This is a genomic window from Pseudomonas lalucatii (assembly GCF_018398425.1).
Taxonomy (GTDB): domain Bacteria; phylum Pseudomonadota; class Gammaproteobacteria; order Pseudomonadales; family Pseudomonadaceae; genus Aquipseudomonas; species Aquipseudomonas lalucatii.
Map to the genome: position 1 here is coordinate 347,067 of NZ_JADPMV010000001.1, position 22,165 is coordinate 369,231.

Genomic DNA, 22,165 nt, shown 5'->3' on the forward strand with positions numbered 1-22,165 from the left:
ACAAGGAGACGCGGGTATGTTCGGTAACATTGCCAACCTCAGTATCGGCAGCAAGCTGATTCTGGTGTTCGTCGTGCTCATCTGCGGCTTTGGCGCCTTGCTGCTGTCTTCCCTGCAGCGTTTCGCCAGTCTGCAGGAAACCCAGGCCGCGCTCTTCCAGCGCAGTTTCGAACGGGTCTCGATGGTCAAGGAGCTGCGCGTCAATATCATCAGCCAACGCGCCGAGCTGCTGCAGGCCATGACCGATGCCCAGGACGAGGGGCGGCGCCTGCGGCAGAGCGAAGGGGAAATCGAGGCGCTGTCCAAGGCCAACGATCGCCTGTTCGACGATCTGCTCGCCGGTCTGGGCGACGAGGGCGAGACGAGCAGGCTGCTGGAACGGTTGAGGGCAGTACGTACGGACTTCGTGAAGACCCGCGACAGGCAGCTTTTGCCCCTCATTCGCGCCGGTCGGATGGAAGAGGCCGAGGCCCTGGCGCTGGGCGTGCAGCTCGAGCGCATGGAGGAGATCAACGACCTCGGGCTGCACCTGGCCGAGCTGACCGAGCGAAAAGTGCTGCAGACCCTGGAGCACGCACAGTTGCAGATGGAGCGCCAGCGTACCGAACAGCTGACACTCGGGTTGCTCATGCTGATCTTCGGCATCGTCATGGCCTGGCAGCTCAGTCGCCACATCGCCCAGCCCCTGGCACGGCTGACCCTCATGGCCGAGCGGATCAGCCGCGGCGAAATACCCCGGGAACTGCGCAGCGAGAGCCGCCGAGACGAGGTGGGCCGCCTGGCCCAGGCCTTCAGCCAGATGAGCCAGTATCTGCTGGCCCTGGCGGCCAAGGCTGAGTACCTGGCCCAGGGCCATCTCAGCCAGGACAGCCAGCCGGTCTCCGAGCAGGATGTGCTGGGCACCGCCTTCGCCACCATGCTGAACAACCTGCGCAATCTGGTCGGCGAGCTCAACGAGGGCATCGCGGTGCTCGCCTCATCCAGCGAGGAGGTGCTGGCCGCCACCAGCCAGGTGGCGACCAATACCCAGGAGACCGCCACCGCCATCAGCGAGATCGTCACCACGGTGGACGAGGTCAAACAGACCGCAGTACAGGCCAGCGGCAAGGCGCAATCGGTGGCCGACAGCACGGCCCGCACCCGCGAGGTGGCCCAGGGCGGTCGCCAGTCGGTGGAGGAGGCGCTCAAGGGCATGGGGCAGATCCGCGAGCAGATGCAGGCGGTGGCCGAAAGCATCATGCGCCTGGGCGAGCAGAGCCAGACCATAGGCGAGATCGTCGCCTCGGTCAGCGACCTGGCCGAGCAGTCCAACCTGCTCGGAGTCAACGCCTCGATCGAGGCGATGCGCGCGGGTGAGACCGGCAAGGGCTTCTCGGTGGTGGCGCAGGAGGTCAAGGCCCTGGCCGAACAGTCGAAACAGGCCACGGCCCAGGTACGCGGCATCCTCGGCGACATCCAGAAGGCCATGACCAAGGCGGTACTGCTCGCCGAACAGGGCAGCAAGGCGGTGGAGTCCGGTTACGAGCGGGCGCAGAGCAGTGGCGAGGCGATTCGAGCCCTCGACAGCAGCATTGTCGAGTCCAACGAGATGGCGCTGCAGATCGCCGTCACCAGCCAGCAGCAGATGATCGGCATGGATCAGGTCGCCAACGCCATGGCCAGCATTCGCGAGGCCAGCCAGAGCAACGTCAGCGGCACCCGGCAGATGGACCAGGCCACGCGCAACCTGCATGAGCTGGGCATGAAACTTCAGGGCCTGGTGGCCCAGTTCAAGCTGTGAGCCGGCCATGAGCCTGGATCGCAAGGCGTTGCAGCAGCGCCTGCTTGAGAGCTTCCGCATCGAGGCGGGTGAGCGCCTCGGCGTGCTCGCCGACACCCTGGCCGACTGGCGCCAAGGGGCCGCCAGCGAAGACTCCGTCGAGTCGCTGTTTCGCGAGGTGCACAGCCTGAAAGGGGCAGCCCGCGCCGTAGGGCTGGCGCCCATCGAGCGACTCTGCCATGCCTGGGAGAGTCTGCTGGGGGCGGTGCGCAGCGGCCTGCTGGAGTTGTCGGCGGAGCGTGTCGAACTGTGCCGCCAGGCCTTGCGCCTGGTGCAGCAGTTGCATCAGGGGCAAGCCCTGGACGGGGCCGACCCCGAGCAATTCGGCGAGTTGCTGGCGAGCGCCGCACGCGGCGAAGCGGTCGAGTTGCCGAAGACTGCCCAGGTCGCGCCAGCGACGCCTGCGGCTGTGATTAAGTTGGCCGAGTCGGGCACCGTCAGAGTCTCCGCCCAGCGCCTGGATCGCCTGTTGTTCCACGGTGAGAGCCTGTTGCAGCACAAGCTCGAGGCTCAGGTCTATGCCCGCCGTCTCCGCGACCATGCGGCGTCCTTCGACCCGCAGCGCGGCAAGCGCCTGCTCGGGGCGGGCAGCCTCAAGCAGCTGAACGCGACGCTCGAGGAGCTGCCACTGGCCAGCCGGGATGCGCTCAAGGGGCTGCTCGACTACCTGCACTGGAGCCAGGCCCAGCTCGACAGCCTGCACTTCGAGGCGGTCCACCTGGAAAAGGCCGGCCGGCATCTGGCGCAGGGCCTGGCCCAGCTCTGCGAGGCGCATACCAGTGAACTGCGGGCGGCCCTGCTGTTGGCCGGCAGCCATCTGGTCGAGGGGCTGCCGGCCATGGTTCAGGACCTGGCCAGCCAGGCGGGCAAGCGTGTCGAGTTGCAGATCCGCGGCATCGACCTGCAGGTCGACAAGCGTATTCTCGACGAATTGCGCACGGTGCTCACCCACCTGCTGCGCAATGCCGTGGATCACGGCCTGGAGACCCCGCAGCAGCGCGAGGCATGCGGCAAGCCGGCGGTGGGGCTGATCCAGGTCGAGCTGCTGCAGGAGTCGGCGGACCGTTTCGAGTTGCGCGTGCAGGACGATGGTGGCGGCATCTCGGTGGCGGCGCTGAAGGCCAAGGCCCTGGCCAGCGGTGCGCTCGATGAGGAGCAGGTCGCCGCGTTGGGTGCGGCGGAAAGCCTGCGGCTGATCTTCCGCTCAGGACTGTCGACCAGTGCGCTGATCACCGACCTGTCCGGGCGCGGCCTGGGCATGGCCATAGTCCAGGAGGTGGTCGAGCGCCTGGGAGGGCGCATCGAGCTGGAGTCCGAGCCGGGCCGGGGCACCTGTTTCCACCTGCACCTGCCCCTCAGCCTGTCGACCTTCCGTGCGGTGATCGTGCGCAATGCCGAGCGCACCTTCGCCGTGCCGGCGCTCGCCGTGGAGCGCTGTCTGCGCCAGCCGAGCAGCGCGGTGAAGAGTCTCGAAGGCCGTCCTTCGCTGGCGTTCGAAGGCCAGGTGCTGCCGGTCTGGTCCCTGGCCGATGTGCTCGGCCTGGGGCAGCCGCTGGTTCTGGCCGATGACCTGATCCTTCTGTTGTTGAAGATTCGTGGCGAACGCTTCGTCCTGCGGGTGGACGAGTTGCTGGGCGATCAGGAAATCACGGTGAAGAATCTCGGCCGCCAGCTGCTACGGGTCCGCAACCTGCTCGGCGCAACCCAGCTCGGCGATGGCCAACTGGTGCCGATCCTGCACCCCGGCGATCTCTATCGCAGTGCCCTGGCCGTGGGCGCCGGCAGCTTCGAGCGTGGCGAGGCCGCAGCGGTCGGGGCGAAGCCGCTGCGGCTGCTGATAGCCGAGGACTCCTTCACCTCACGGGGCTTGCTCAAGGCCATTCTCGAGGGCGCGGGTTATCAGGTCACCACCGCCAACGATGGCCTGGAGGCCTGGAACGCCCTGAAGCAGGGCGCATTCGACCTGCTGGTGTCGGACGTGGAGATGCCGCGCATGGATGGTTTCACCCTGACCAGCCGTATCCGCGCCGACCGCGATCTGGCCGACCTGCCGGTGGTGCTGGTGACGGCCCTGCACTCGGCCGAAGACCGGGCGCGGGGCTTGGAAGTCGGGGCCAGTGCCTATCTGGTGAAGAGCGGCTTCGAGCAGGACAGCCTGCTGGACGCCATCGACCGTCTGATCTGACCGGGAGCTGAGATGCGGGTACTGATTGTCGATGATTCTCCGGTGCTGCGCATGTTGCTGACCTCGGTACTCGAGGGCGCCGGCTTCGAGGTGCGCGAGGCGGACGGTGGTGAGCAGGCCTTGCGGGTGCTGCAGAGCTACCGGCCGGACATCGTCACCATGGATGTGCACATGCCGGGCATGGACGGCTACGAAGCCACCGCGCGTATTCTCGAAAAGTATGCGCTGCCGGTGGTGGTGCTGACCGCCAGCGCCAATGCCTACGCGGCGGCAACTGCCATGCATGCGCTGGAGGCCGGGGCACTGGCCGTGTTGGAGAAGCCCCAAGGCCCCTGGGCGGCGAACTTCGAGGAGCGCATCGAGGAGCTGCTGAGCACCCTGCGCAGCATGGCGCAGGTCAAGATAGTGCGCCGGCCGCGCGCGCCGAGGCCGACTACCGCGAGCCTACCGCCCGGCAGGCCGGAGAGCAGTGCGCAGCCGCTGCTGGTGGCGATCGCCGCATCGGCGGGCGGGCCGGCGGCGCTCAAGGAACTGCTGTCACGCCTGGCGCCCCAGCAACCGTGGCCACTGCTGTTGGCGCAGCACATCGCCGCGGGTTTCGTGGCCAGCTTTCGCGACTGGTTGGCGAGCATTTGTCCTTTGGCGGTGGCGATCGCCGAGAACGGTCAGCTATTGCGTCCCGGCGTGCTCTATCTGGCTCCGGACGATAGCCAGCTGGGCGTGGGCCGTGAGTTGCGGGTTCACCTGCAGCGGCGCAACGGCGAGCTGCATTGCCCCTCCGCGGACCATCTGTTCAATAGCGTCGCCCAGCGGCTAGGCAGCCAGGCCATCGGCGTCCAGTTGTCCGGCATGGGCCGCGACGGCGCCGAGGGCCTGGCCGAGATGTATCGTCGCGGCGCACTGACCATCGTCCAGGAGCCGGCCAGCGCGGTGATAGATGCCATGCCCCAGGCGGCGATAGGCCTGCAGGCGGCGCGCCAGGTACTGCCGCCGGAGGGCATCGCGGCACTGCTCAACTCGATCGCCCTGCGCGGGACTTCACGCAGTACTGTGCCTAAAGGAGAGTGAAGATGTTCACGGACGCGGAGATTCTCATAGTCGAGGACAGCCCGACCCAGGCCGCCGAACTGCAGTTTCTGCTCGAGGCCGCCGGCTGCCAGGTACGGGTCGCACGCAACGGCGTGGAGGCACTTGCCAGCCTGGCCGAGCGTCATCCGACCATCGTCATCAGCGACATCGTCATGCCCGAGATGGACGGCTACGAGCTGTGCCGCCGGCTCAAGGGCGAGCCCGGCACCGCCGGCATTCCGGTGATCCTGGTCACCCGCCTGGCCGATGCGCGGGACGTTGTACATGGCCTGGCCTGCGGCGCCGACAACTTCATCGTCAAGCCCTTCGACGAGAAGTACTTGATGTCGCGCATTCGTTACTTCCTGGTCAATCTCGAACTGCGCACCAACGAGCGGGTACAGATGGGCGTCGAAGTCGTCCTGGAGGGCGAGCGGCACTTCATCACCGCCGGGCGCCAGCAGATACTCGACTTGCTGATCTCCACCTACGAGCAGGGCGTGCGTCTGAACCACGAACTGCTGGCCAAGCACGAAGAACTGACCCGCACCAACTCCCTGCTCAATTCCCTGTTCCAGTTCACCAGCGGGCTGACCGACGCCAGAAGCGAGCAGCACGTGATCCAGACCTCCCTGGGACGAATTCTCGAATTCCCCAATGCGGAGGGCGCCTGGCTGCTGCTCGCCGATGCTGACGGCAGCGGATCGGCCACCAACCTGCGGGTGGTCGCGGCCCGGGGTCGCCATGGCGACTACAGCCTGGAGCGCCTGACGGCCTGTTCCCAGGACTGTCCCTGCCGGCACGCCTGGTTGCGCGATCAGCTGAGCGTGCCGAGCAATATGTCGGCCTGCCCGGCCCTGACCCAGATGAAAGCGCAGAACCACGCCAGCATCCCGTTGCAGCTGGGCGGGGAAACCATCGGCATGCTCAATGTGGTGCGCAGCCAGGGGCAGATCTGGGCGGAGGACGCGCTCAACGCGCTGGCCTCCGTCGGCCGGCAGCTGGCCATGGCACTGGGGCGCGTGCGCCTGTTCGAAAGCCTCGAGCAACTGGTCGAACAGCGCACCCAGGCCCTGGCGCAGAACGAGGCGCTGCTGCGCAAGATTCTCGACAATCTGCCGGTTGGCGTCTCGGTCGCCGACAGCAAGGGACGACTGATTCTCAGCAACCCGGAGAACGGCCTGATCTGGGCCGGTCCGCAGCCGGCCGAGCTGGACGACTATGACCGCTATCACGGGGCCTGGTCGGAGCGCGGCGAACCACTGGGCGCCGCGGACTGGCCGTTGGCCAGGGCCGTGCGCGATGGCCAGGTGATGCGTAACGAGGTGATCGACATCCAGGCCTTCGACGACAGCCACAAGACCACCCTCAACTCGGCGGTGCCCTACCTCGACGAGCAAGGGGTGGTGCAGGGCGCCATCGCGGTAATCCAGGACATCAGCGAACAACGCCAGCGCGACCTGGAGATCCGCATCCGTACCCGGGCGATCGAAGCCAGCGTCAACGCCATAGTGATCACCGACAATCAGCGGGAAGACCAGCCGATCGTCTACGTCAATCCGGCCTTCGAGCGCATCACCGGCTACCCTAGCGAGGAAGTCCTGGGCCGCAACTGCCGCTTCCTGCAAGGTGAAAAGAGGGACCAGCCTGAGCTGGACAGCATTCGCCGGGCCCTGCACGCGGAGGAGGAGGGGCGGGCCGTTGTGCGCAACTACCGCAAGGACGGTTCGGCCTTCTGGAACGAGCTGCGGCTGTCGCCCGTGGTGAACGATCGCGGCAAGGTCAGCCACTTCGTCGGCATCCTCCACGACATCACCGAGGCCAAGGGCTACCAGGAGGAACTGGAGCACCAGGCCAACCACGACAGCCTGACCGGCCTGCCCAACCGCAACCTGCTCAACGACCGCATACTCCAGGCCATCGCCTTCGCCAGCCGCAACCAGAGCGGCTTCACCCTGGCGTTCATGGACATCGACAACTTCAAGGTGGTCAACGACAGCCTCGGCCACAATACCGGCGACCAGTTGCTGGTGCAGGTGGCAGACCGTCTGCAGGCCTGCGCCCGGGAGATCGATACGGTGGCCCGCCTGGGCGGCGACGAGTTCGTCATCCTGCTGCCCGATGGCGGTCAGCTCACCAAGCGTATCGGTGGGCTGGAGCGCTTCAAACAGAGTGTCGCCGCCCCCCTGACCCTGGACGGCCAGGACGTGGTGGTCAGTTGCAGCATGGGTTTCTGCTGCTTTCCCGATGACGGCAAGGACATCGGCACGCTGTTGCGCCACGCCGATACCGCCATGTACCAGGCCAAGCATCAGGGGCGTGACCGTATCTGCGCCTTCACCCCGCAGATGAACGAGCAGATGCAGCGGCGCCTGCAGCTCGACCGGGACATCCGCCATGCCCTGCAGCACGACGAGTTCCAGGTGGTCTTCCAGCCGCAGCTGGACCTGAACAACGGCCGCCTGTGCGGATTCGAGGCCCTGGTGCGCTGGAGCCACGACGGCAAGACGGTGATGCCCGACGAGTTCATTCCGCTGGCCGAGGAAACCGGCCTGATCGTCGGTATCGACTTCCATGTCTTCGATGCCGTGTGCCGGCAGCTGCAGAGCTGGAAGTACCTGTTGCTGAACGGCAGCATCGCGGTGAACTTCTCGGCCATAAGCTTCATGGCGCCGGAGTTCGTCGAGCGCATCCAGACGATTCTCCAGCGGCACGGGGTGGCGCCGCCCCTGCTCAAGCTGGAGGTGACCGAGTCCATGCTGATGACCAATGCCGACGAGGTGCTGGAGAGGATGCGCAGGCTGAGTGCCCTGGGCATGCGTTTCTCGATCGACGATTTCGGCACGGGCTATTCGTCCCTGGGCTACCTGAAACGCTTTCCCTTCAGCGAGCTGAAAATTGACCGCAGCTTCGTCACCGACGTGCACCTGGACCCGGACAGTGCCTCGCTGGTGCGCTCGATGATCTCCATCGGCCACAACCTGGGCATCAAGGTGATCGCCGAAGGGGTGGAAACCGCCGAGCAGCTCGGCTTCCTGCGCACCGCCGGCTGCGACGAACTGCAGGGCTACTATTACTCGCCGCCGTTGCCGCCCCAGGCCTGCCTGCAGTTCCTCGGCGAGAACGGCGAACTGAAGCTGCCGGCCCTGATGGCCGGCGAACCCGCCTGTCATCTGCTGCTGATCGACGACGAACAGGGCGTGCTCACGACCCTGCAGCGCGAGCTGCGCCTGGAGAACTACCGCATCCTGGTCGCCGGCGACAGCGGCGAGGCGCTGAACCTGCTGGCAACCCATAGCGTCGACGTGGTGCTGACCGCGATGCACCTGGCCGACATCCAGGGGGTGGAGTTGCTGCGGCAGATCAGGCGCATCTACCCGGAGATCATCCGCATGGTGCTGAGCGACTTCAGCGAAGTGCGGCATGTGCTCAAGGCGATCAACGAGGGCGTGGTCTATCGCTTCATCAGCAAACCATGGGACGCCGACGACCTGCGCAGCCAGCTGCGCGATGCCTTCGCCCAGCGGCAGCTGGTGCAGGACAACCAGCGCCTGCGCGAACAGCTGATGCTGCAGCAGCACTGATCGGCCTGCACGGCACGCCGCAATCTGCCGCCGCGCGCAGCGCCCGCTAGACTGAAAGAGTCACAGCGGGTTGGAGGTGTGCCATGAACCTGTGCGAGGGATTTACCGGTGCCATCGGCAATACCCCATTGATCCGACTCGCCCGGCTCAGCGCCGAGACCGGGTGCGAGATATTGGCCAAGGCCGAATTCCTCAACCCCGGCGGCTCGGTCAAGGACCGCGCCGCCCTGGGCATCATCGAGGACGCCGAACGCAGCGGCCGGCTGCGCCGCGGCGGCACCGTGGTGGAGGGCACCGCCGGCAATACCGGCATCGGCCTGGCGCATATCTGTGCGGCGCGGGGTTACCGCTGCATCATCGTGATCCCCGACAACCAGTCGCCGGAGAAACTCGACCTGCTGCGCCAGCTGGGCGCCGAGGTACGGCCGGTGCCGCCCAAGCCCTACAGCGACCCGCACAACTACCAGAAGATCGCCGGGCGCCTGGCCGCCGAGATGCCCGGGGCGATCTGGGCCAACCAGTTCGACAACACCGCCAACCGCGAGGCCCATTACCGCACCACGGGTCCGGAGATCTGGCGCGACACCGACGGGCGCCTCGACGCGTTCGTCTGCGCCACCGGTACCGGCGGCACCCTGGCCGGCGTGGCGCGCTATCTCAAGGAGCGCAATCCGGCGGTGCGCATCGTCCTCGCCGACCCCATGGGCAGCGCGCTCTATCACTGGGTGCTGGACGGCGAACTGCTTGCCGAAGGCAGCTCCATCACCGAGGGCATAGGCACCAGCCGGGTGACGGCCAACCTGAAGGACACCCAGATCGACTCGGCCCTGCGGGTAGACGACCAGCAGTGCGTGGACATGGTCTACCGCCTGCTGCGCGAGGAGGGCCTGTTCGTCGGCAGCTCCAGCGGCATCAACCTGTGCGCCGCCGTGCGCCTGGCCACCGACCTGGGGCCGGGGCATACCCTGGTGACCCTGCTCTGCGACCGCGGCGGTCTCTACGCCGGGCGCCTGTTCAACCCGGCGTGGCTGCGCGAGAAGGGCCTCACGCCGCCGGCCTGAGCGAGGCCGCCGGCGTGCCTCAGGCATCGGCCGCGCCCTGCGCCTCCAGCAGCGGCGCCAGCAGGGCACACATGTTGCGCCAGTGGCTGCCTTGCCAGTACAGGCGCCGGCAGCCACGGCACTGGACGAAGCGTGAATAGCTGTAGCCGATGCGGCTCGGCAGGCGTTCGCGGGCCTCTTCCAGGTCGATGGGCTGCAGCGGCAGGTTGCAATGCAGGCACAGGCTGAAGGGCGCGATGCTGCGCGCCAGATCGAGGCGCTCGAACAGCTCGCGCAGTTGCAGGGCCGGCTTGAGCGCATGCACGTAGCAACCATGGCTGATGACCCTGCGCTTGAGCAGCTCGCGGTCGCGGGTCAGCACGATGCGCCCATCGTGGGCGGCCACTTCGGCGATCGTCGTGTCCTCGAAGTGATTGTCGTAGAGGGTGTCGAAGCCGAGCATGCGCAGCAACCGGGCCAGTCCGCCGAGGTGGGCGTCGGCGACGAAGCGCAACACCCGCAGCGGCCGATCACGCACCTTGAGCAGCGGACTGATGTCCAGGCGCTCGAACTTCGGGTACACCGCCACCCGGTCGCCGTCCAGCAGCATCCGCTCGAAACCGACCGATTCGCCGTTGAGCAGCACCAGTTCGACTTCGGTGTGGGGCACTCCGAGCGCCTCGATCATGTGCTTGACGGTCGCCGCCTGGGCACAGTCGCAGTCGAACGCCCTGCGACGCCGGGCGGGCGCCAGGAAGTCGTTGAGCTCCTCGTAGAAGCGGAAGGTCGCCTGAACCATGCTCCAAGCATAGTCCCTGCGGGTGCCCGCGGCGCTCGACGCAGAGGGTCATGCCGCCCTCGAGAACGCCAGCCGGCTAAAGCGTGCCTGAGTAACGCTGTTAAGTTCGGCCTGCAAGTAGTTGTCACGTTTCGATTTATGCAGAAAGCATCAGGGTTTATCCGTTACTATCCGGCGCTTGTCGCGTGGCCGCCGGCGTAAGCGGGCTGCGCGCGCAGGCGTCCATCGCGGTCCGGAGAACCCCTCCGTCCGCCGTGTACAACCGTCGTTTCCCGGGTGCTCACTCAGCGGGGTCTAGAGCGTTGTAATGCTGGTTGCGAGCTACGATTTTTCCCTGGTACTAACCTCCCTGGCCGTGGCCATCCTGGCGTCCTATACGGCACTGGATCTCGCCGGGCGTATCGCCACGGCCAAGGGCCTGGCGCTGTTGCTGTGGATAGGCGGCGGGGCCGTCGCCATGGGCATCGGCATCTGGTCGATGCACTTCATCGGCATGCTTGCCTTGCGCCTGCCGATCGCCCTGGGCTACGACCTCAGCATTACCCTGCTGTCCCTGGCGATGGCGATGCTGTCCTCGGGATTCGCCCTGTGGCTGGTGAGTCAGCCGCAGATGCTGCGCTGGCACTGGCTGCTCGGCGCACTGGTGATGGGCGCTGGCATCAGCTCGATGCATTACCTGGGCATGGCGGCCCTGCGGATGCAGCCGGGCATCGACTATGACCCGCTGCTGTTCGGCCTGTCCCTGTTGATCGCCGTGGCGGCGTCCGCCGCCTCGCTGTGGATCGCCTTTCGCCTGCGCTGGCCGGGGCCGTTCGTGCGCATGGCGCGCATCGGCGCGGCCGTGCTCATGGGCGGGGCGATCGTCGGCATGCACTACACCGGCATGGCTGCGGCGAACTTCCCCCTCGACAGCTTCTGCCTGGCCGCGGGAGCCGGCCTGGACAGTGTCTGGCTGGCCGGTCTGGTCGGTATCGCCACCCTCGCGGTGCTGACCATCGCCTTGCTCACCTCGGTCCTCGATGCGCGCATGGAGGCGCGTATCGCCAAGTTGAACGAGTCCCTGGCCAAGGCCAATCGGGAACTGACCCAACTGGCCCTGCATGACCCGCTGACCAAGCTGCCCAACCGCCTGCTGCTGGAGGACAGGGTCGGCCAGAGCATTCACAAGATGGCGCGCAAAGGCGGGCATTTTGCGCTGATGTTCATGGATCTCGATGGCTTCAAGCCGATCAACGACGCCTATGGCCACCATATCGGCGACCTGCTGCTGTGCGCGGTGGGCGCTCGCCTGCGCGAGCGGCTGCGGGCGCAGGACACCCTGGCGCGGGTAGGCGGCGACGAGTTCGTGCTGCTGGCGGAACTGCGCGAACCGGATGATGCGGTGAACCTCGCCGGCCAGCTCATTCGGCTGATCGGCCAGCCGTTTCTGGTCGCCGAGCATGAGCTGCGCGTCTCCACCAGCGTCGGGATTGCCCTCTATCCTGGTGACGGCACGGATCAGCAAAGCCTGCTGCTCAATGCCGATGCCGCGATGTACCACGCCAAGGGCGCCGGCAAGAATGGCTACAGCTTCTTCGAGGCGTCGATGAACGCCAACGCGCGCAACCAGTTGCAGCTGCTGCACGACCTGCGCATGGCGCTGGAGCGCGAGGAGTTCTGCCTCTACTACCAAGCCAAGTTCGATGCCCTCAATGGCCGGCCGACCGGGGCCGAAGCCCTGTTGCGCTGGCAGCACCCGGCGCGGGGCCTCGTCTCGCCGGCCGAGTTCATCGACCTGGCGGAAAAAACCGGCATGATCATCGCCATCGGTGACTGGGTGCTGCAACAGGCCTGCCGGCAGATGCGCGAATGGTACGACCAGGGGCGTCACGACTGGCGCGTGGCGGTCAACCTGTCGGCGCTGCAGTTCTGCCATGCCGGCCTGGTCGAGAGCGTCGCCAGCGCCCTGGCACAACACGAGCTGCCGGCCAACCGCCTGACCCTGGAGATCACCGAGACCACGGCCATGCGCGATGCCGATGCCAGCCTGCTGGTACTCAAGCAGTTGGCACAGATGGGCGTCGACCTGTCCATCGACGACTTCGGCACCGGCTACTCCAGCCTGCTCTATCTCAAGCGCCTGCCGGCCAACGAGCTGAAGATCGACCGGGGCTTCGTGCGCGACCTGGCCCAGGACAGCGACGATGCCGCGATCGTCTCCGCCATCGTCGCCCTGGGCCAGGCGCTGAACCTGCGCATCGTCGCCGAGGGCGTGGAAACCCTGCAGCAGAAGAGCTTCCTCACCGACCTGGGTTGCGACGCGCTGCAAGGCTTTCTCCTGGGCCATCCGCTGCCGGCGCAGCAGCTCATCCAGGCCCTGGACGGAGGCGTGGTTTGCGCCGAGTGAAGAGCAGGCGTCCGCTCAGCGCCGCGACTTGCGATTGACGGCCTCGGCGGCCTGGAGCACATCGGCGCCTATCTGGGCCTCGAACTGCTGCCATACCGGGCGCATGGCGTTACGCCAGGCCTCGCGCTGCTCGGCGGTCAGGCTGATCAGCTGGCTGCTGCCGGAAGCCTCGATGCGTTGCCGGTCCGCGCGGTTGTCGGCCTCGGCCTGGCGGTTTACCGAGTAGCTGACCTCGTCGACTATGGCCTCCAGCTCGACCCGGATGCTGTGCGGAAGGGCGTACCAGAAGCGCGGGTTGCTCACCAGCATGTAGTCGAGCACGCCGTGGTTGGTCTCGCTGATGAAGGGCTGCACGCGATGCAGTTGCTTGCTGTAGATGTTCGACCAGGGATTCTCCGCTCCCTGCACCTGTCCGCTGCGCAGGGCCTCGAACACCTCGGTGAACGCCATGGCCCGCGTCCGGGCGCCGAGCCGTTGAAACTGTGCATCGAGCACCGCCGAAGGCTGGATGCGAAAGCTCAGCCCCGCCGCATCGCTCGGCAGCAGCAGGGCCCTGCTGGCGGACAGCTGCTTCATGCCGTTGTGCCAGTAAGCCAGGCCGACGATGCCGTGCGCCTCCATCGAGCGCAGCAACTGGCGGCCCTTGGCGCGCTTCTGGAAGCGATTGACCGCGTCCAGGTCGTCGAACAGGAAGGGCAGGTCGAACACCTGCAACTGCTTGGTGTACTGGCCGAACTTGGCCAAGGACGGGGCCAGCAGCTGGACCTCGTTCCGGCGCAGCGCTTCCAGTTCATCGGCATCGCCATAGAGCGAGGAATTGGCATGGACCTCGACCTCGACCTTGCCCGGCAAACGCTCCTCGACCAGTTGCTTGAACAGCAGGGCGCCTTGACCCTTCGGGGTGTTGTCGGCGACCACGTGGGCGAACTTGATCACGATGGGCCCCGCGGCCTGGGGCGCTGCCTGGGCGCCGACCGTGGCCAGGGCACAGAGGGCCAGGACGAAGAATGATGTGCGCATTGAGATGTCCTTTCTTGTTGTCGGGATCGGCGGCGCCAGGTGGCCCGCTTGCGTGACGTCCCTGCACTGCCCGTACGGCCAGGGCGCCGGAATCTGCGTACTGCAATGCCTGCGCCAATGCCTTCGCGACGGCTGAGCGCGCGGCGCGTGGAAACAACGGCGTGACGTACATCACGCTGGCTGGCGGATTGCCGCCAATTCCCCAAACCAAAGTGGCGAAAATCCGCTTGCCGGGTGCGTTCAGGATCGGCAGTGGGGCCATCGCAGGCGCCCCTGAAGCGGGCCAAGAAGCGCGATTCCTGCCGTTTCTCGGCCCGGCGCGGGGATGATCGGTCGAACGCGATGGGCCAAAGGCGGCTATACCACAGCGTATGGCGTGCACCGCATCCGCCGGGACGAGGACGAGGGACGGGTGCTCTTCCAGCCGCACGCCCAGGAGTGGTCATGTCCAAAGTAGCCATAGTCACAGGCGCCTCGCGGGGCATTGGCGCGGCTATCGCCAAGCGATTGGCCGTCGAGGGCGTTCGGGTGGTGGTGAACTACACGGCGCGGCCGGCCGATGCCGAGCAGGTGGTGCGCAGCATCGCCCGGGCCGGCGGCGAGGCCTACGCGGTGCTGGCCGACGTCAGCGACCCGGTGGCCGTCGAGGCCCTGTTCGACCAGGCCGAAGTGCGCTTCGGCGGCGTCGACATCCTGATCAACAATGCCGGCATCATCCAGCCCGGCACGGTCAATCTCGCCGACAGCGACGACGCGCTGTACCAGCGCCTGTTCGCGATCAATACCAAGGGCACCTTCAACACCCTGCGCCTGGCGGCGACACGCCTGCGCGAAGGCGGACGGATCGTCAATTTTTCCTCCAGCGCGGTGGCCCTGGCGTTGCCCGGTTATGCGCTCTTCGCCGCGTCGAAGGCGGCGGTGGAGAGCCTCACCCAGATCTTCGCCAAGGAGCTGCGGGGCCGGCATATCTGCGTCAACGCCATTGCCCCCGGACCGACCGCAACCGACCTGTTTCTCAGTGGCAAGAGCGCGGATACGATCGAGCGGCTGGCCAAGCAGTCCCCCTTGGAGCGCCTGGGCACGCCCGAGGATATCGCCAGCGTCGTGGCCTTCCTGGTCGGCGAGGAGGGCGACTGGGTCAACGGCCAGGTGCTGAGGGTCAATGGCGGCATCATCTAGCCGCTACCGCGAGCCTCATCACTTTGCCTAGGCAGGAATAAAAAAAGCCCCACGGCAGGGAGCGGCGTCGTGGGGCGGGAAAGGGTCGGCGAACGGTGCCGCCAACCAAGGAGTGGGTTCGTTTCAGCCGTAGGGCTGCCAGCCGCCGCCGAGGGCCTTGTAGATGGCGACTATGCCGCGATACAGCTCGACCTCGGCCTGGGCCTGGGCGTCTTCGGCAGCCAGGCGTTCGCGCTCGGCGTCCAGCAGCACGAGGAAATCCACCGTGCCTTCGCGATAGCGGATCGCCGCCTGCTCGGCCGCCGCGCGACTGGCCTCGGACTGGCGCAGCAGGGCGATCAGCTGCTCCTGGATCTTGCCGTAGTCGCTGAAGGCGTTCTCGCTTTCCTCCAGGGCCAGCAGCACCCGGTGTTCGTAGTTGGCCAGGGCGCCGTCGGCGCCGGCTTCGGCGCCGCGCAGGCGGGCACGCACACTGCCGAGGTCGAAGGCCGCCCAGCTGAGGGTCGGCGCCAGGCCCCAGGCGCGCGCCGCCGAGGCGCCCAGCTGCGAGCCACGGCCGGCGGTGAAGCCGAGGAAGCCGGACAGGCTGACCCGCGGGAACAGGTCGGCGGTGGCCACGCCGATGCTGGCGGTGGCCGCCGCCAGCTGTCGCTCGGCCGCCAGCACGTCCGGGCGGCGGCGCAACAGCTCGCCCGGATCGCCGATCGGCAGGGCCTTGGCGATGGCTGGCAAGGGCTGCACCGCGAGGTCCGCGGCCAGCTGCTGCGGGCGCTGGCCGAGCAGGGTGGCGATGCGGTTCTTCGCCCGCGCCTGTTCGCCCTGCAGGAGCGGCAGTCTGGACTCGGTGGCGGCCAGGCGCGCCTCGCTGCGCAGCACGTCCAGTTCGCTGCCGACGCCGGCGTCGCGCAGTCGTTCGACTATGGCCCGGGATTCCCGTTGATTCTCCAGGTTTTCCCGGGCGATGCCTTCGCGCAGCTGCGCGCCCCGCAGGCTGCCGTAGGCGTCCACCAGCTCGGCGATCAGGCTGACCTGCAGCCGGTAATAGTCGGCCTCGGCCACCTCGATCTGCGCCTCGCTGGCCTCCAGCTGACGCTGGATACGGCCGAACAGATCGAGTTCCCAGGCCAGGTCCAGGCCCAGGTCGTAGCGCTCGCCATTCACCCGCCGCTCGCTCACGCCGGGCTGTTGGGCCTTGCCGACTTCGCTGCTGGCCCGAGCGGCGACAATCGGCAGGCGATCGTTGGCCACCTCGTCGCGGATGGCTCGGGCCGCGCGCAGGCGGGCGAAGGCCACCCGCAGCTCGCGGTTTTCCTGCAGGGACTGCTGGACCAAGCGGTTCAGGGCCGGATCGTCGAACTGCTGCCACCACAGTGCCTCGAAGTGCGAGCGATCGTAATCCTGGTGCTCGGCACTGGGCAGTAGGGGCGCCGGCGTAGCCGGTGCCCGATAGTCCGGCCCGACGGCGCAGGCGCTCAGTGCCAGGGCGAGCAGGGCAGGGGTCAAGGCCTTCATGCCTGCACCTCCTGCAGCCGCAGGGCGCGTTGCGCCTGACGGCCCTCGACAAAGCGGCGGATCAGCACGTAGAACACCGGGGTCAGCAGCAGGCCGAAGAAGGTCACCCCGATCATCCCGGAAAATACCGCCACGCCCATGGCATGACGCATCTCGGCGCCGGCGCCGGAGGACAGCACCAGGGGCACCACGCCCATGATGAAGGCGATGGAGGTCATCAGGATCGGCCGCAGGCGCAGGCGGCAGGCCTCCAGCACGGCGCTGACGCGGTCCAGGCCTTCCTCCTGTTTCTCCTTGGCGAACTCGACGATGAGGATGGCGTTCTTGCACGCCAGGCCCACCAGCACGATCAGGCCGATCTGGGTGAAGATGTTGTTGTCGCCGCCGGCCAGGATCACCCCGACGATGGCCGAGAACAGCACGGTCGGCACGATCAGGATCACCGCCAGCGGCAGGCTCCAGCTCTCGTACTGGGCGGCCAGCACCAGGAAGGCCAGCAGCACGCAGAGCGGGAAGACGAAAATGGCGCTGTTGCCGGCGAGGATCTGCTGGTAGGTCAGGTCGGTCCACTCGAAGGTCATGCCGTTGGGCAACTCCTCCGCGAGCAGCCGGCCGATCGCCGCCTCGGCCTGGCCGGAGCTGTAGCCCGGCGCGGCCGCGCCATTGATCTCGGCGGTGATGAAGCCGTTGTAGTGCATCACCCGATCGGGACCTGCGCTGTCCTCGACCTTGACGAAGGTGGACAGCGGCACCATCTCGCCACGGTTGTTGCGCACCTTGAGCTGGCCGATCTGCTCCGGCTCCAGGCGGAACTGCTGGTCGGCCTGGACGTTGACCTGGTAGGTGCGGCCGAAACGGTTGAAGTCGTTGGCGTACAGCGAGCCCAGGTACACCTGCAGGGTGTCGAAGATGTCGCTGATGGCCACGCCGTGGGTCTTGGCCTTCTCCCGGTCGATGTTGGCATCCACCTGCGGCACGTTGACCTGGTAGCTGGTGAACACCGACATGGGGTTGAGCTCCGGCAGCTGGCGCGCCTTATTGAGGATGTTCTGGGTCTGCCGGTACAGCTCCTCGTAGCCCAGGCTGCCGCGATCCTGCAGCTGCAGGCGGAAGCCGCCGATGGTGCCCAGACCCTGTACCGGTGGCGGCGGGAAGATGGCGATGTAGGCGTCCTGGATCTCGGCGAACTGCTGGTTCAGCTCGGCGGCGATGGCGCCGGCGCTCATGGCCGGGTCCTTGCGCTCATCGAAGGCCCTGAGCGGGGTGAACACGATGCCGCTGTTGGGGCTGTTGGTGAAGCCGTTGATCGACAGGCCGGGGAAGGCCACGGTGTTCTCCACGCCCGGGTGCTGGCCGGCGATCTGCGACATGCGCTTGACCACCGCCTCGGTGCGGTCGAGGGTGGCGGCGTCCGGCAGTTGGGCGAAGGCCACCAGGTACTGCTTGTCCTGCTGCGGCACGAAGCCGGTCGGGGTGCTGGAAAAGCCCAGGTAACCCAGGGCCAGCAGGCCGGCATAGAGGAACATGGCGATGCCGCTGCCGCGCAGCACGCGCTGCACGGTGCCGACGTAGCCATGGCTGGCGCGGTCGAACAGGCGATTGAAGGGCGCGAACAGCCAGCCGCCGAACAGCTTGTCCAGCAGCCGCGAGAAGCCGTCCTTGGGGGCGCGGTGGTCCTTGAGCAGTACGGCGGCCAGGGCCGGCGACAGGGTCAGCGAGTTGAACGCGGAGATCACCGTGGAGATGGCGATGGTCAGGGCGAACTGCTGGTAGAACTGGCCGCTGAGGCCGGAGATGAAGGCGGTCGGCACGAACACCGCGCACAGCACCAGGGCGGTGGCGACGATGGGGCCGGTCACTTCCTGCATGGCCTGGCGGGTCGCCTCGATGGGGGACTTGCCGAGACCGATGTTGCGCTCGACGTTCTCCACCACGACGATGGCGTCGTCCACCACGATGCCGATGGCCAGCACCAGGCCGAACAGCGACAGGGCGTTGAGCGAGAAGCCCAGCAGGTGCATCACCGCGAAGGTGCCGATCAACGACACCGGCACGGCGGCCAGCGGGATGATCGAGGCGCGCCAGGTCTGCAGGAACAGGATCACCACCAGCACCACCAGCACGATGGCCTCGAGCAGGGTGTGCACCACCGCCTCGATGGAGCCGCGCACGAAGATGGTCGGGTCGTAGACGATCTCGTAGTCCACGCCCTGGGGAAAGCTCTGCTTCAACTCGGCCATGCGCGCGCGCACGGCATTGGAGATCTCGATGGCGTTGGAACCGGGGCGCTGGAACACCGGAATGGCCACCGCCGGCTTGTTGTTGAGCAGCGAGCGCAGGGCGTACTGGCTGGAGCCGAGTTCGACCCGGGCGATGTCCTTCAGGCGGGTGATCTCGCCCTGCTCGCCGGCGCGCACGATGATGTTCTCGAACTCTTCCTCGCTGACCAGGCGCCCCTGGGTGTTGATCGACAGCTGGAAGCTGTTGCCGGCATCGGCGGGCGGCGCACCGAGGGAGCCGGCGGCCACCTGACGGTTCTGCTCGCGGATGGCGGCCACCACGTCGCTGGCGGTGAGGCCCCGCGAGGCCACCTTGTTCGGGTCGAGCCAGACGCGCAGCGAGTAGTCGCCCATGCCGAACAGTTGCACGTTGCCGACGCCCTCCAGGCGCGCCAGCTCGTCCTTGATGTTGAGCGCGGCGTAGTTGGACAGGTAGAGCATGTCGTAGCGGTCGTCCGGCGAGGTCAGGTGCACCACCATGGTCAGGTCGGGCGAAGCCTTGTCCACGGTCACGCCGAGGCGCTGCACCTCGGTCGGCAGGGTCGGCATGGTACGGGTCACGCGGTTCTGCACCTGTACCTGGGCGGTATCCAGGTCGGTTCCCAGGGCGAAGGTGATGGTCAGGCTCAGCTTGCCGTCGTTGGTGGACTGCGAGGACATGTAGAGCATGCCCTCGACCCCGGTGATGGCCTGTTCCAGAGGCGAGGCGACGGTTTCGCCGATCACCTTGGGGTTGGCGCCGGGGAAGCTGGCACGCACCACCACGGTCGGCGGCACCACTTCCGGGTACTCGCTGATCGGCAGCTGGAACAGCGAGATGGCCCCGCCGATCAGGATCAGCAGCGACAGCACCGCGGCGAAGATCGGCCGCTGAATGAAGAATTGCGAGAAGTTCATGGTTGTCTACCTTTAGCCCCGTGGTGCGCTGGTCGATTTGCCGATCTGCTCGGCCAGCCGCGGCGCGTCGCGGGCTTCTACCGCCTGGCGCAGGCGGGCGAGGGTGGCCAGGGTTTCGGCATCGGCCATGGGCACGGCCTGCGGGTCGACGGTGGCGCCGGGCAGGGCGCGCTGCAGGCCGTTGACCACGATCTTCTCGCCCTTGGCCAGGCCCGCGCGGACGATGCGCAGGCCCTCGACCTTGGGCCCCAGCTCGATGGCCCGGTAGCTGACGCTGTTGTCCGCGCCGAGTACCAGGACGAACTTCTTGCCCAGGTCGGTGCCCACGGCGACGTCCTGGATCAGGGCGGCGGCGTAGGTATCGCTGCCGACCAGCTTGAGTCGGGCATAGAGTCCCGGGGTGAAACGGCCGTCGGTGTTGTCGAATACCGCGCGGCCACGAATGGTGCCGGTCTGCGGATTGACCTGATTGTCGAGAAAGTCCAGCTGGCCCAGGTGCGGGTGGCCGTCCTCGTTGCTCAGGCCGAGGTAGACCGGGCTGGCGGCGCGAGCATCGGCACCGGCCTGACGGGCCAGTTCCAGGTACTTGAGGAATACCCCTTCGTCGGCATCGAAGTAGGCATAGACCTCGTCGGTGCTGACCAGGGTGGTGAGCAGGTGCTGCCCGGCTGCCACCAGGTTGCCGGCGGTGACCTCGGCGCGGCTGACGCGGCCGTCGATCGGCGCAACCACGCGGGTAAAGCTGAGGTTGAGACGGGCGTTGTCCAGTTCGGCCTGGATCCCGGCTACCGCGGCGCGGGCCTCGGCGGCGGCGCTGGCGCGGGCATCGGCCAGTTCGGCGGAAATCGCGTTGCTTTTGCGCAGGCGTTCGCCGCGCGTGGCTTCGCTGGCGGTGCGGGCCTGGTTGGCACGGGCCTGTTGCAGCTGGGCTTCGAGGCGCTTGACCTCGGCCTGGAAGGGCCGCGGATCGATCTGGAACAGCAGGTCGCCCTTGCTCACCAGGCTGCCTTCGGCGAAGGCGACCCGGTCGATGAAGCCGGAAACCCGCGGGCGAATCTCGACCGACTCCGGGGCCTCGAGGCGCCCGGTGAATTCGTCCCATTCATTGAGTGGTTGTTCGATGACTTCGGCCACGCTGACTTTCGCCGCGGGCATTTGCTGCATGGTCTCGGGGGCCTGGCCACAGGCGCCGAGCGCCAACATCGCCACGAGGGCCAGGGCTGTGCGCCAGGGGTTGCTGAACTGTTCCATGGGGGGTCCGCCAGTCGGTTTATTCGATGGGCGGAGTCTGCGGCGCGGTCCGGCGTGCGACGAATCGAACGCCGCAAATATGGTTATCACCGGCAATGATGATGACGAGGCTGGTATCGATGCACGACCATGATCGAGGCGGGGCGTCCCCCTGGGGCGCGCGGTGTCCTGGGTTCGACCTAGAGGCTGTCCGGGTCGCCGACGAACATCTGGATCCGCGAACGCAGCCAGCGCTCGGCCGGATCGTTGTCCTGGGCACCACGCCAGGCCATGTGCAGTTCGAAGGTCTGGGTCTCCAGCGGCAGGTCCTCGGTGCGCAGGCCGCCGGCGGCGGTCAGGGCCGCGGCGGTGTAGTCGGGTACCGTGGCGATGATGTCGGTGCCGCTGAGCAGAGGGCCGAGGCCATTGAACTGCGGCACCGCCAGTACCACCCGGCGCTGGCGACCGATCTTTTCCAGCGCCGCATCGATGAAGCCGCCCAGGTCGCCGGCGAAGGACACCAGGGCATGGGGCCGCGCGCAGTAGTCGTCCAGGCTCAGCGGGCCGGGCACGCTGTCGGCCCGCAGCAGCTTGGGCTTGCTGCGGCGCATCACCTTGCGCTTGGCGTTGGCCGGCAGCTCCTCGGTGTAGCCGACGCCCACCGAGATCTCCCCGGAGGCCAGGAGACCGGGCATCAACAGGTAGTTGGTGCGGCGGATCACCAGCACCACCCCCGGTGCTTCGGCGCGCAGGCGCTTGATCAGCGGCGGCAGCAGGCCGAACTCGACATCATCGGACAGGCCGATGCGAAACACCGCCGTGCTGGTGGCCGGGTCGAAGTCGGCGGCGCGGCTGACCGCCGTGGAGATCGAGTCCAGTGCCGGGACGAGCAGGGCGAAGATCTCCTGGGCCCGGGCGGTAGGCTCCATGCTGCGCCCGGTGCGGACGAACAGCGGATCGTCGAACAGGCCGCGCAGGCGGGAGAGGGCGGCACTGATCGCCGGCTGGCCGAGAAACAGCTTTTCGGCCGCTCGCGTCACGCTGCGTTCATGCATCAGCGTTTCGAACACGATCAGCAGATTGAGATCGACTCGACGAAGATCGTTGCGGTTCATCCGGTGTCCATACAGGAGTGGTGGGCTCGTGGCGGCCCGTCTCAGGCTAATG

General features: G+C 67.2%; 13 protein-coding genes. 7 read left to right on the forward strand and 6 right to left on the reverse strand.

All coding sequences use genetic code 11. From position 1 onward, the window contains the following. Positions 1 to 16: 16 nt before the first annotated feature. The 5 genes from I0D00_RS01545 (at position 17) to I0D00_RS01565 (ending at position 9,717) form a co-directional block, all read left to right on the forward strand. On the forward strand, positions 17 to 1,780 hold the full coding sequence (locus I0D00_RS01545) for a methyl-accepting chemotaxis protein (protein WP_213638006.1): 1,764 nt from the start codon (positions 17 to 19) through the stop codon (positions 1,778 to 1,780). A 7-nt stretch (positions 1,781 to 1,787) separates the two neighbouring features. Then, positions 1,788 to 4,004 (forward strand): hybrid sensor histidine kinase/response regulator, encoded by a 2,217-nt coding sequence (locus tag I0D00_RS01550; RefSeq protein ID WP_213638007.1) that lies wholly within the window; start codon positions 1,788 to 1,790, stop codon positions 4,002 to 4,004. Positions 4,005 to 4,016: 12 nt separating this feature from the next. Then, a complete protein-coding gene (locus I0D00_RS01555) occupies positions 4,017 to 5,072 on the forward strand; it encodes a chemotaxis protein CheB (RefSeq protein WP_213638008.1) in 1,056 nt (351 codons plus the stop codon). A gap of 2 nt (positions 5,073 to 5,074) precedes the next feature. Next, entirely contained in the window at positions 5,075 to 8,656 is a 3,582-nt protein-coding gene (locus I0D00_RS01560; RefSeq protein ID WP_213638009.1) for an EAL domain-containing protein, read from the forward strand. Positions 8,657 to 8,739: 83 nt separating this feature from the next. Continuing rightward, on the forward strand, positions 8,740 to 9,717 hold the full coding sequence (locus tag I0D00_RS01565) for a cysteine synthase A (RefSeq protein WP_213638010.1): 978 nt from the start codon (positions 8,740 to 8,742) through the stop codon (positions 9,715 to 9,717). A gap of 19 nt (positions 9,718 to 9,736) precedes the next feature. On the opposite strand, the gene I0D00_RS01570 is transcribed toward I0D00_RS01565, so the two are convergent. Beyond that, positions 9,737 to 10,495: a Mut7-C RNAse domain-containing protein gene (locus I0D00_RS01570; RefSeq protein ID WP_213638011.1), complete on the reverse strand. Its 759-nt coding sequence runs from the start codon at positions 10,493 to 10,495 to the stop codon at positions 9,737 to 9,739. A gap of 307 nt (positions 10,496 to 10,802) precedes the next feature. On the opposite strand from I0D00_RS01570, the gene I0D00_RS01575 reads away from it, so the two are divergent. Then, positions 10,803 to 12,881: a putative bifunctional diguanylate cyclase/phosphodiesterase gene (locus I0D00_RS01575; protein WP_213638012.1), complete on the forward strand. Its 2,079-nt coding sequence runs from the start codon at positions 10,803 to 10,805 to the stop codon at positions 12,879 to 12,881. A 15-nt stretch (positions 12,882 to 12,896) separates the two neighbouring features. Here the strand turns inward: I0D00_RS01575 and I0D00_RS01580 are convergent, their stop codons facing one another. Then, positions 12,897 to 13,901, reverse strand: a complete 1,005-nt coding sequence (locus I0D00_RS01580; protein ID WP_213638013.1) for a TRAP transporter substrate-binding protein — start codon at positions 13,899 to 13,901, stop codon at positions 12,897 to 12,899. Between the two features lie 444 nt (positions 13,902 to 14,345). Here I0D00_RS01580 and I0D00_RS01585 point away from each other — a divergent pair, with 444 nt between their 5' ends. Next, entirely contained in the window at positions 14,346 to 15,080 is a 735-nt protein-coding gene (locus I0D00_RS01585; RefSeq protein WP_213638014.1) for an SDR family oxidoreductase, read from the forward strand. A 123-nt stretch (positions 15,081 to 15,203) separates the two neighbouring features. On the opposite strand, the gene I0D00_RS01590 is transcribed toward I0D00_RS01585, so the two are convergent. The 4 genes from I0D00_RS01590 to I0D00_RS01605 form a co-directional block, all read right to left on the reverse strand. After that, positions 15,204 to 16,592, reverse strand: a complete 1,389-nt coding sequence (locus tag I0D00_RS01590; protein ID WP_213638015.1) for an efflux transporter outer membrane subunit — start codon at positions 16,590 to 16,592, stop codon at positions 15,204 to 15,206. Then, complete coding sequence (locus tag I0D00_RS01595) at positions 16,589 to 19,768, reverse strand: efflux RND transporter permease subunit (protein ID WP_213638016.1); 3,180 nt, start codon at positions 19,766 to 19,768, stop codon at positions 16,589 to 16,591. Before I0D00_RS01595 ends, I0D00_RS01590 begins: the two co-directional genes overlap by 4 nt. A gap of 12 nt (positions 19,769 to 19,780) precedes the next feature. After that, entirely contained in the window at positions 19,781 to 21,019 is a 1,239-nt protein-coding gene (gene mexE, locus I0D00_RS01600) for a multidrug efflux RND transporter periplasmic adaptor subunit MexE (protein WP_213638017.1), read from the reverse strand. A 179-nt stretch (positions 21,020 to 21,198) separates the two neighbouring features. Then, positions 21,199 to 22,113: a LysR family transcriptional regulator gene (locus I0D00_RS01605; protein WP_246533157.1), complete on the reverse strand. Its 915-nt coding sequence runs from the start codon at positions 22,111 to 22,113 to the stop codon at positions 21,199 to 21,201. Between the last annotated feature and the right edge of the window lie 52 nt (positions 22,114 to 22,165).

What these genes read in the sequence shown, in the direction of transcription:
- I0D00_RS01580 (WP_213638013.1), bottom strand. Translation starts at nt 13,901, where the DNA reads ATGCGCACATCATTCTTCGTCCTGGCCCTCTGTGCCCTGGCCACGGTC.
- I0D00_RS01605 (WP_246533157.1), bottom strand. Translation starts at nt 22,113, where the DNA reads ATGAACCGCAACGATCTTCGTCGAGTCGATCTCAATCTGCTGATCGTG.
- I0D00_RS01590 (WP_213638015.1), bottom strand. Translation starts at nt 16,592, where the DNA reads ATGAAGGCCTTGACCCCTGCCCTGCTCGCCCTGGCACTGAGCGCCTGC.
- I0D00_RS01575 (WP_213638012.1), top strand. Translation starts at nt 10,803, where the DNA reads ATGCTGGTTGCGAGCTACGATTTTTCCCTGGTACTAACCTCCCTGGCC.
- I0D00_RS01565 (WP_213638010.1), top strand. Translation starts at nt 8,740, where the DNA reads ATGAACCTGTGCGAGGGATTTACCGGTGCCATCGGCAATACCCCATTG.
- I0D00_RS01585 (WP_213638014.1), top strand. Translation starts at nt 14,346, where the DNA reads ATGTCCAAAGTAGCCATAGTCACAGGCGCCTCGCGGGGCATTGGCGCG.
- mexE (WP_213638017.1), bottom strand. Translation starts at nt 21,019, where the DNA reads ATGGAACAGTTCAGCAACCCCTGGCGCACAGCCCTGGCCCTCGTGGCG.
- I0D00_RS01560 (WP_213638009.1), top strand. Translation starts at nt 5,075, where the DNA reads ATGTTCACGGACGCGGAGATTCTCATAGTCGAGGACAGCCCGACCCAG.
- I0D00_RS01545 (WP_213638006.1), top strand. Translation starts at nt 17, where the DNA reads ATGTTCGGTAACATTGCCAACCTCAGTATCGGCAGCAAGCTGATTCTG.
- I0D00_RS01570 (WP_213638011.1), bottom strand. Translation starts at nt 10,495, where the DNA reads ATGGTTCAGGCGACCTTCCGCTTCTACGAGGAGCTCAACGACTTCCTG.
- I0D00_RS01555 (WP_213638008.1), top strand. Translation starts at nt 4,017, where the DNA reads ATGCGGGTACTGATTGTCGATGATTCTCCGGTGCTGCGCATGTTGCTG.
- I0D00_RS01595 (WP_213638016.1), bottom strand. Translation starts at nt 19,768, where the DNA reads ATGAACTTCTCGCAATTCTTCATTCAGCGGCCGATCTTCGCCGCGGTG.
- I0D00_RS01550 (WP_213638007.1), top strand. Translation starts at nt 1,788, where the DNA reads ATGAGCCTGGATCGCAAGGCGTTGCAGCAGCGCCTGCTTGAGAGCTTC.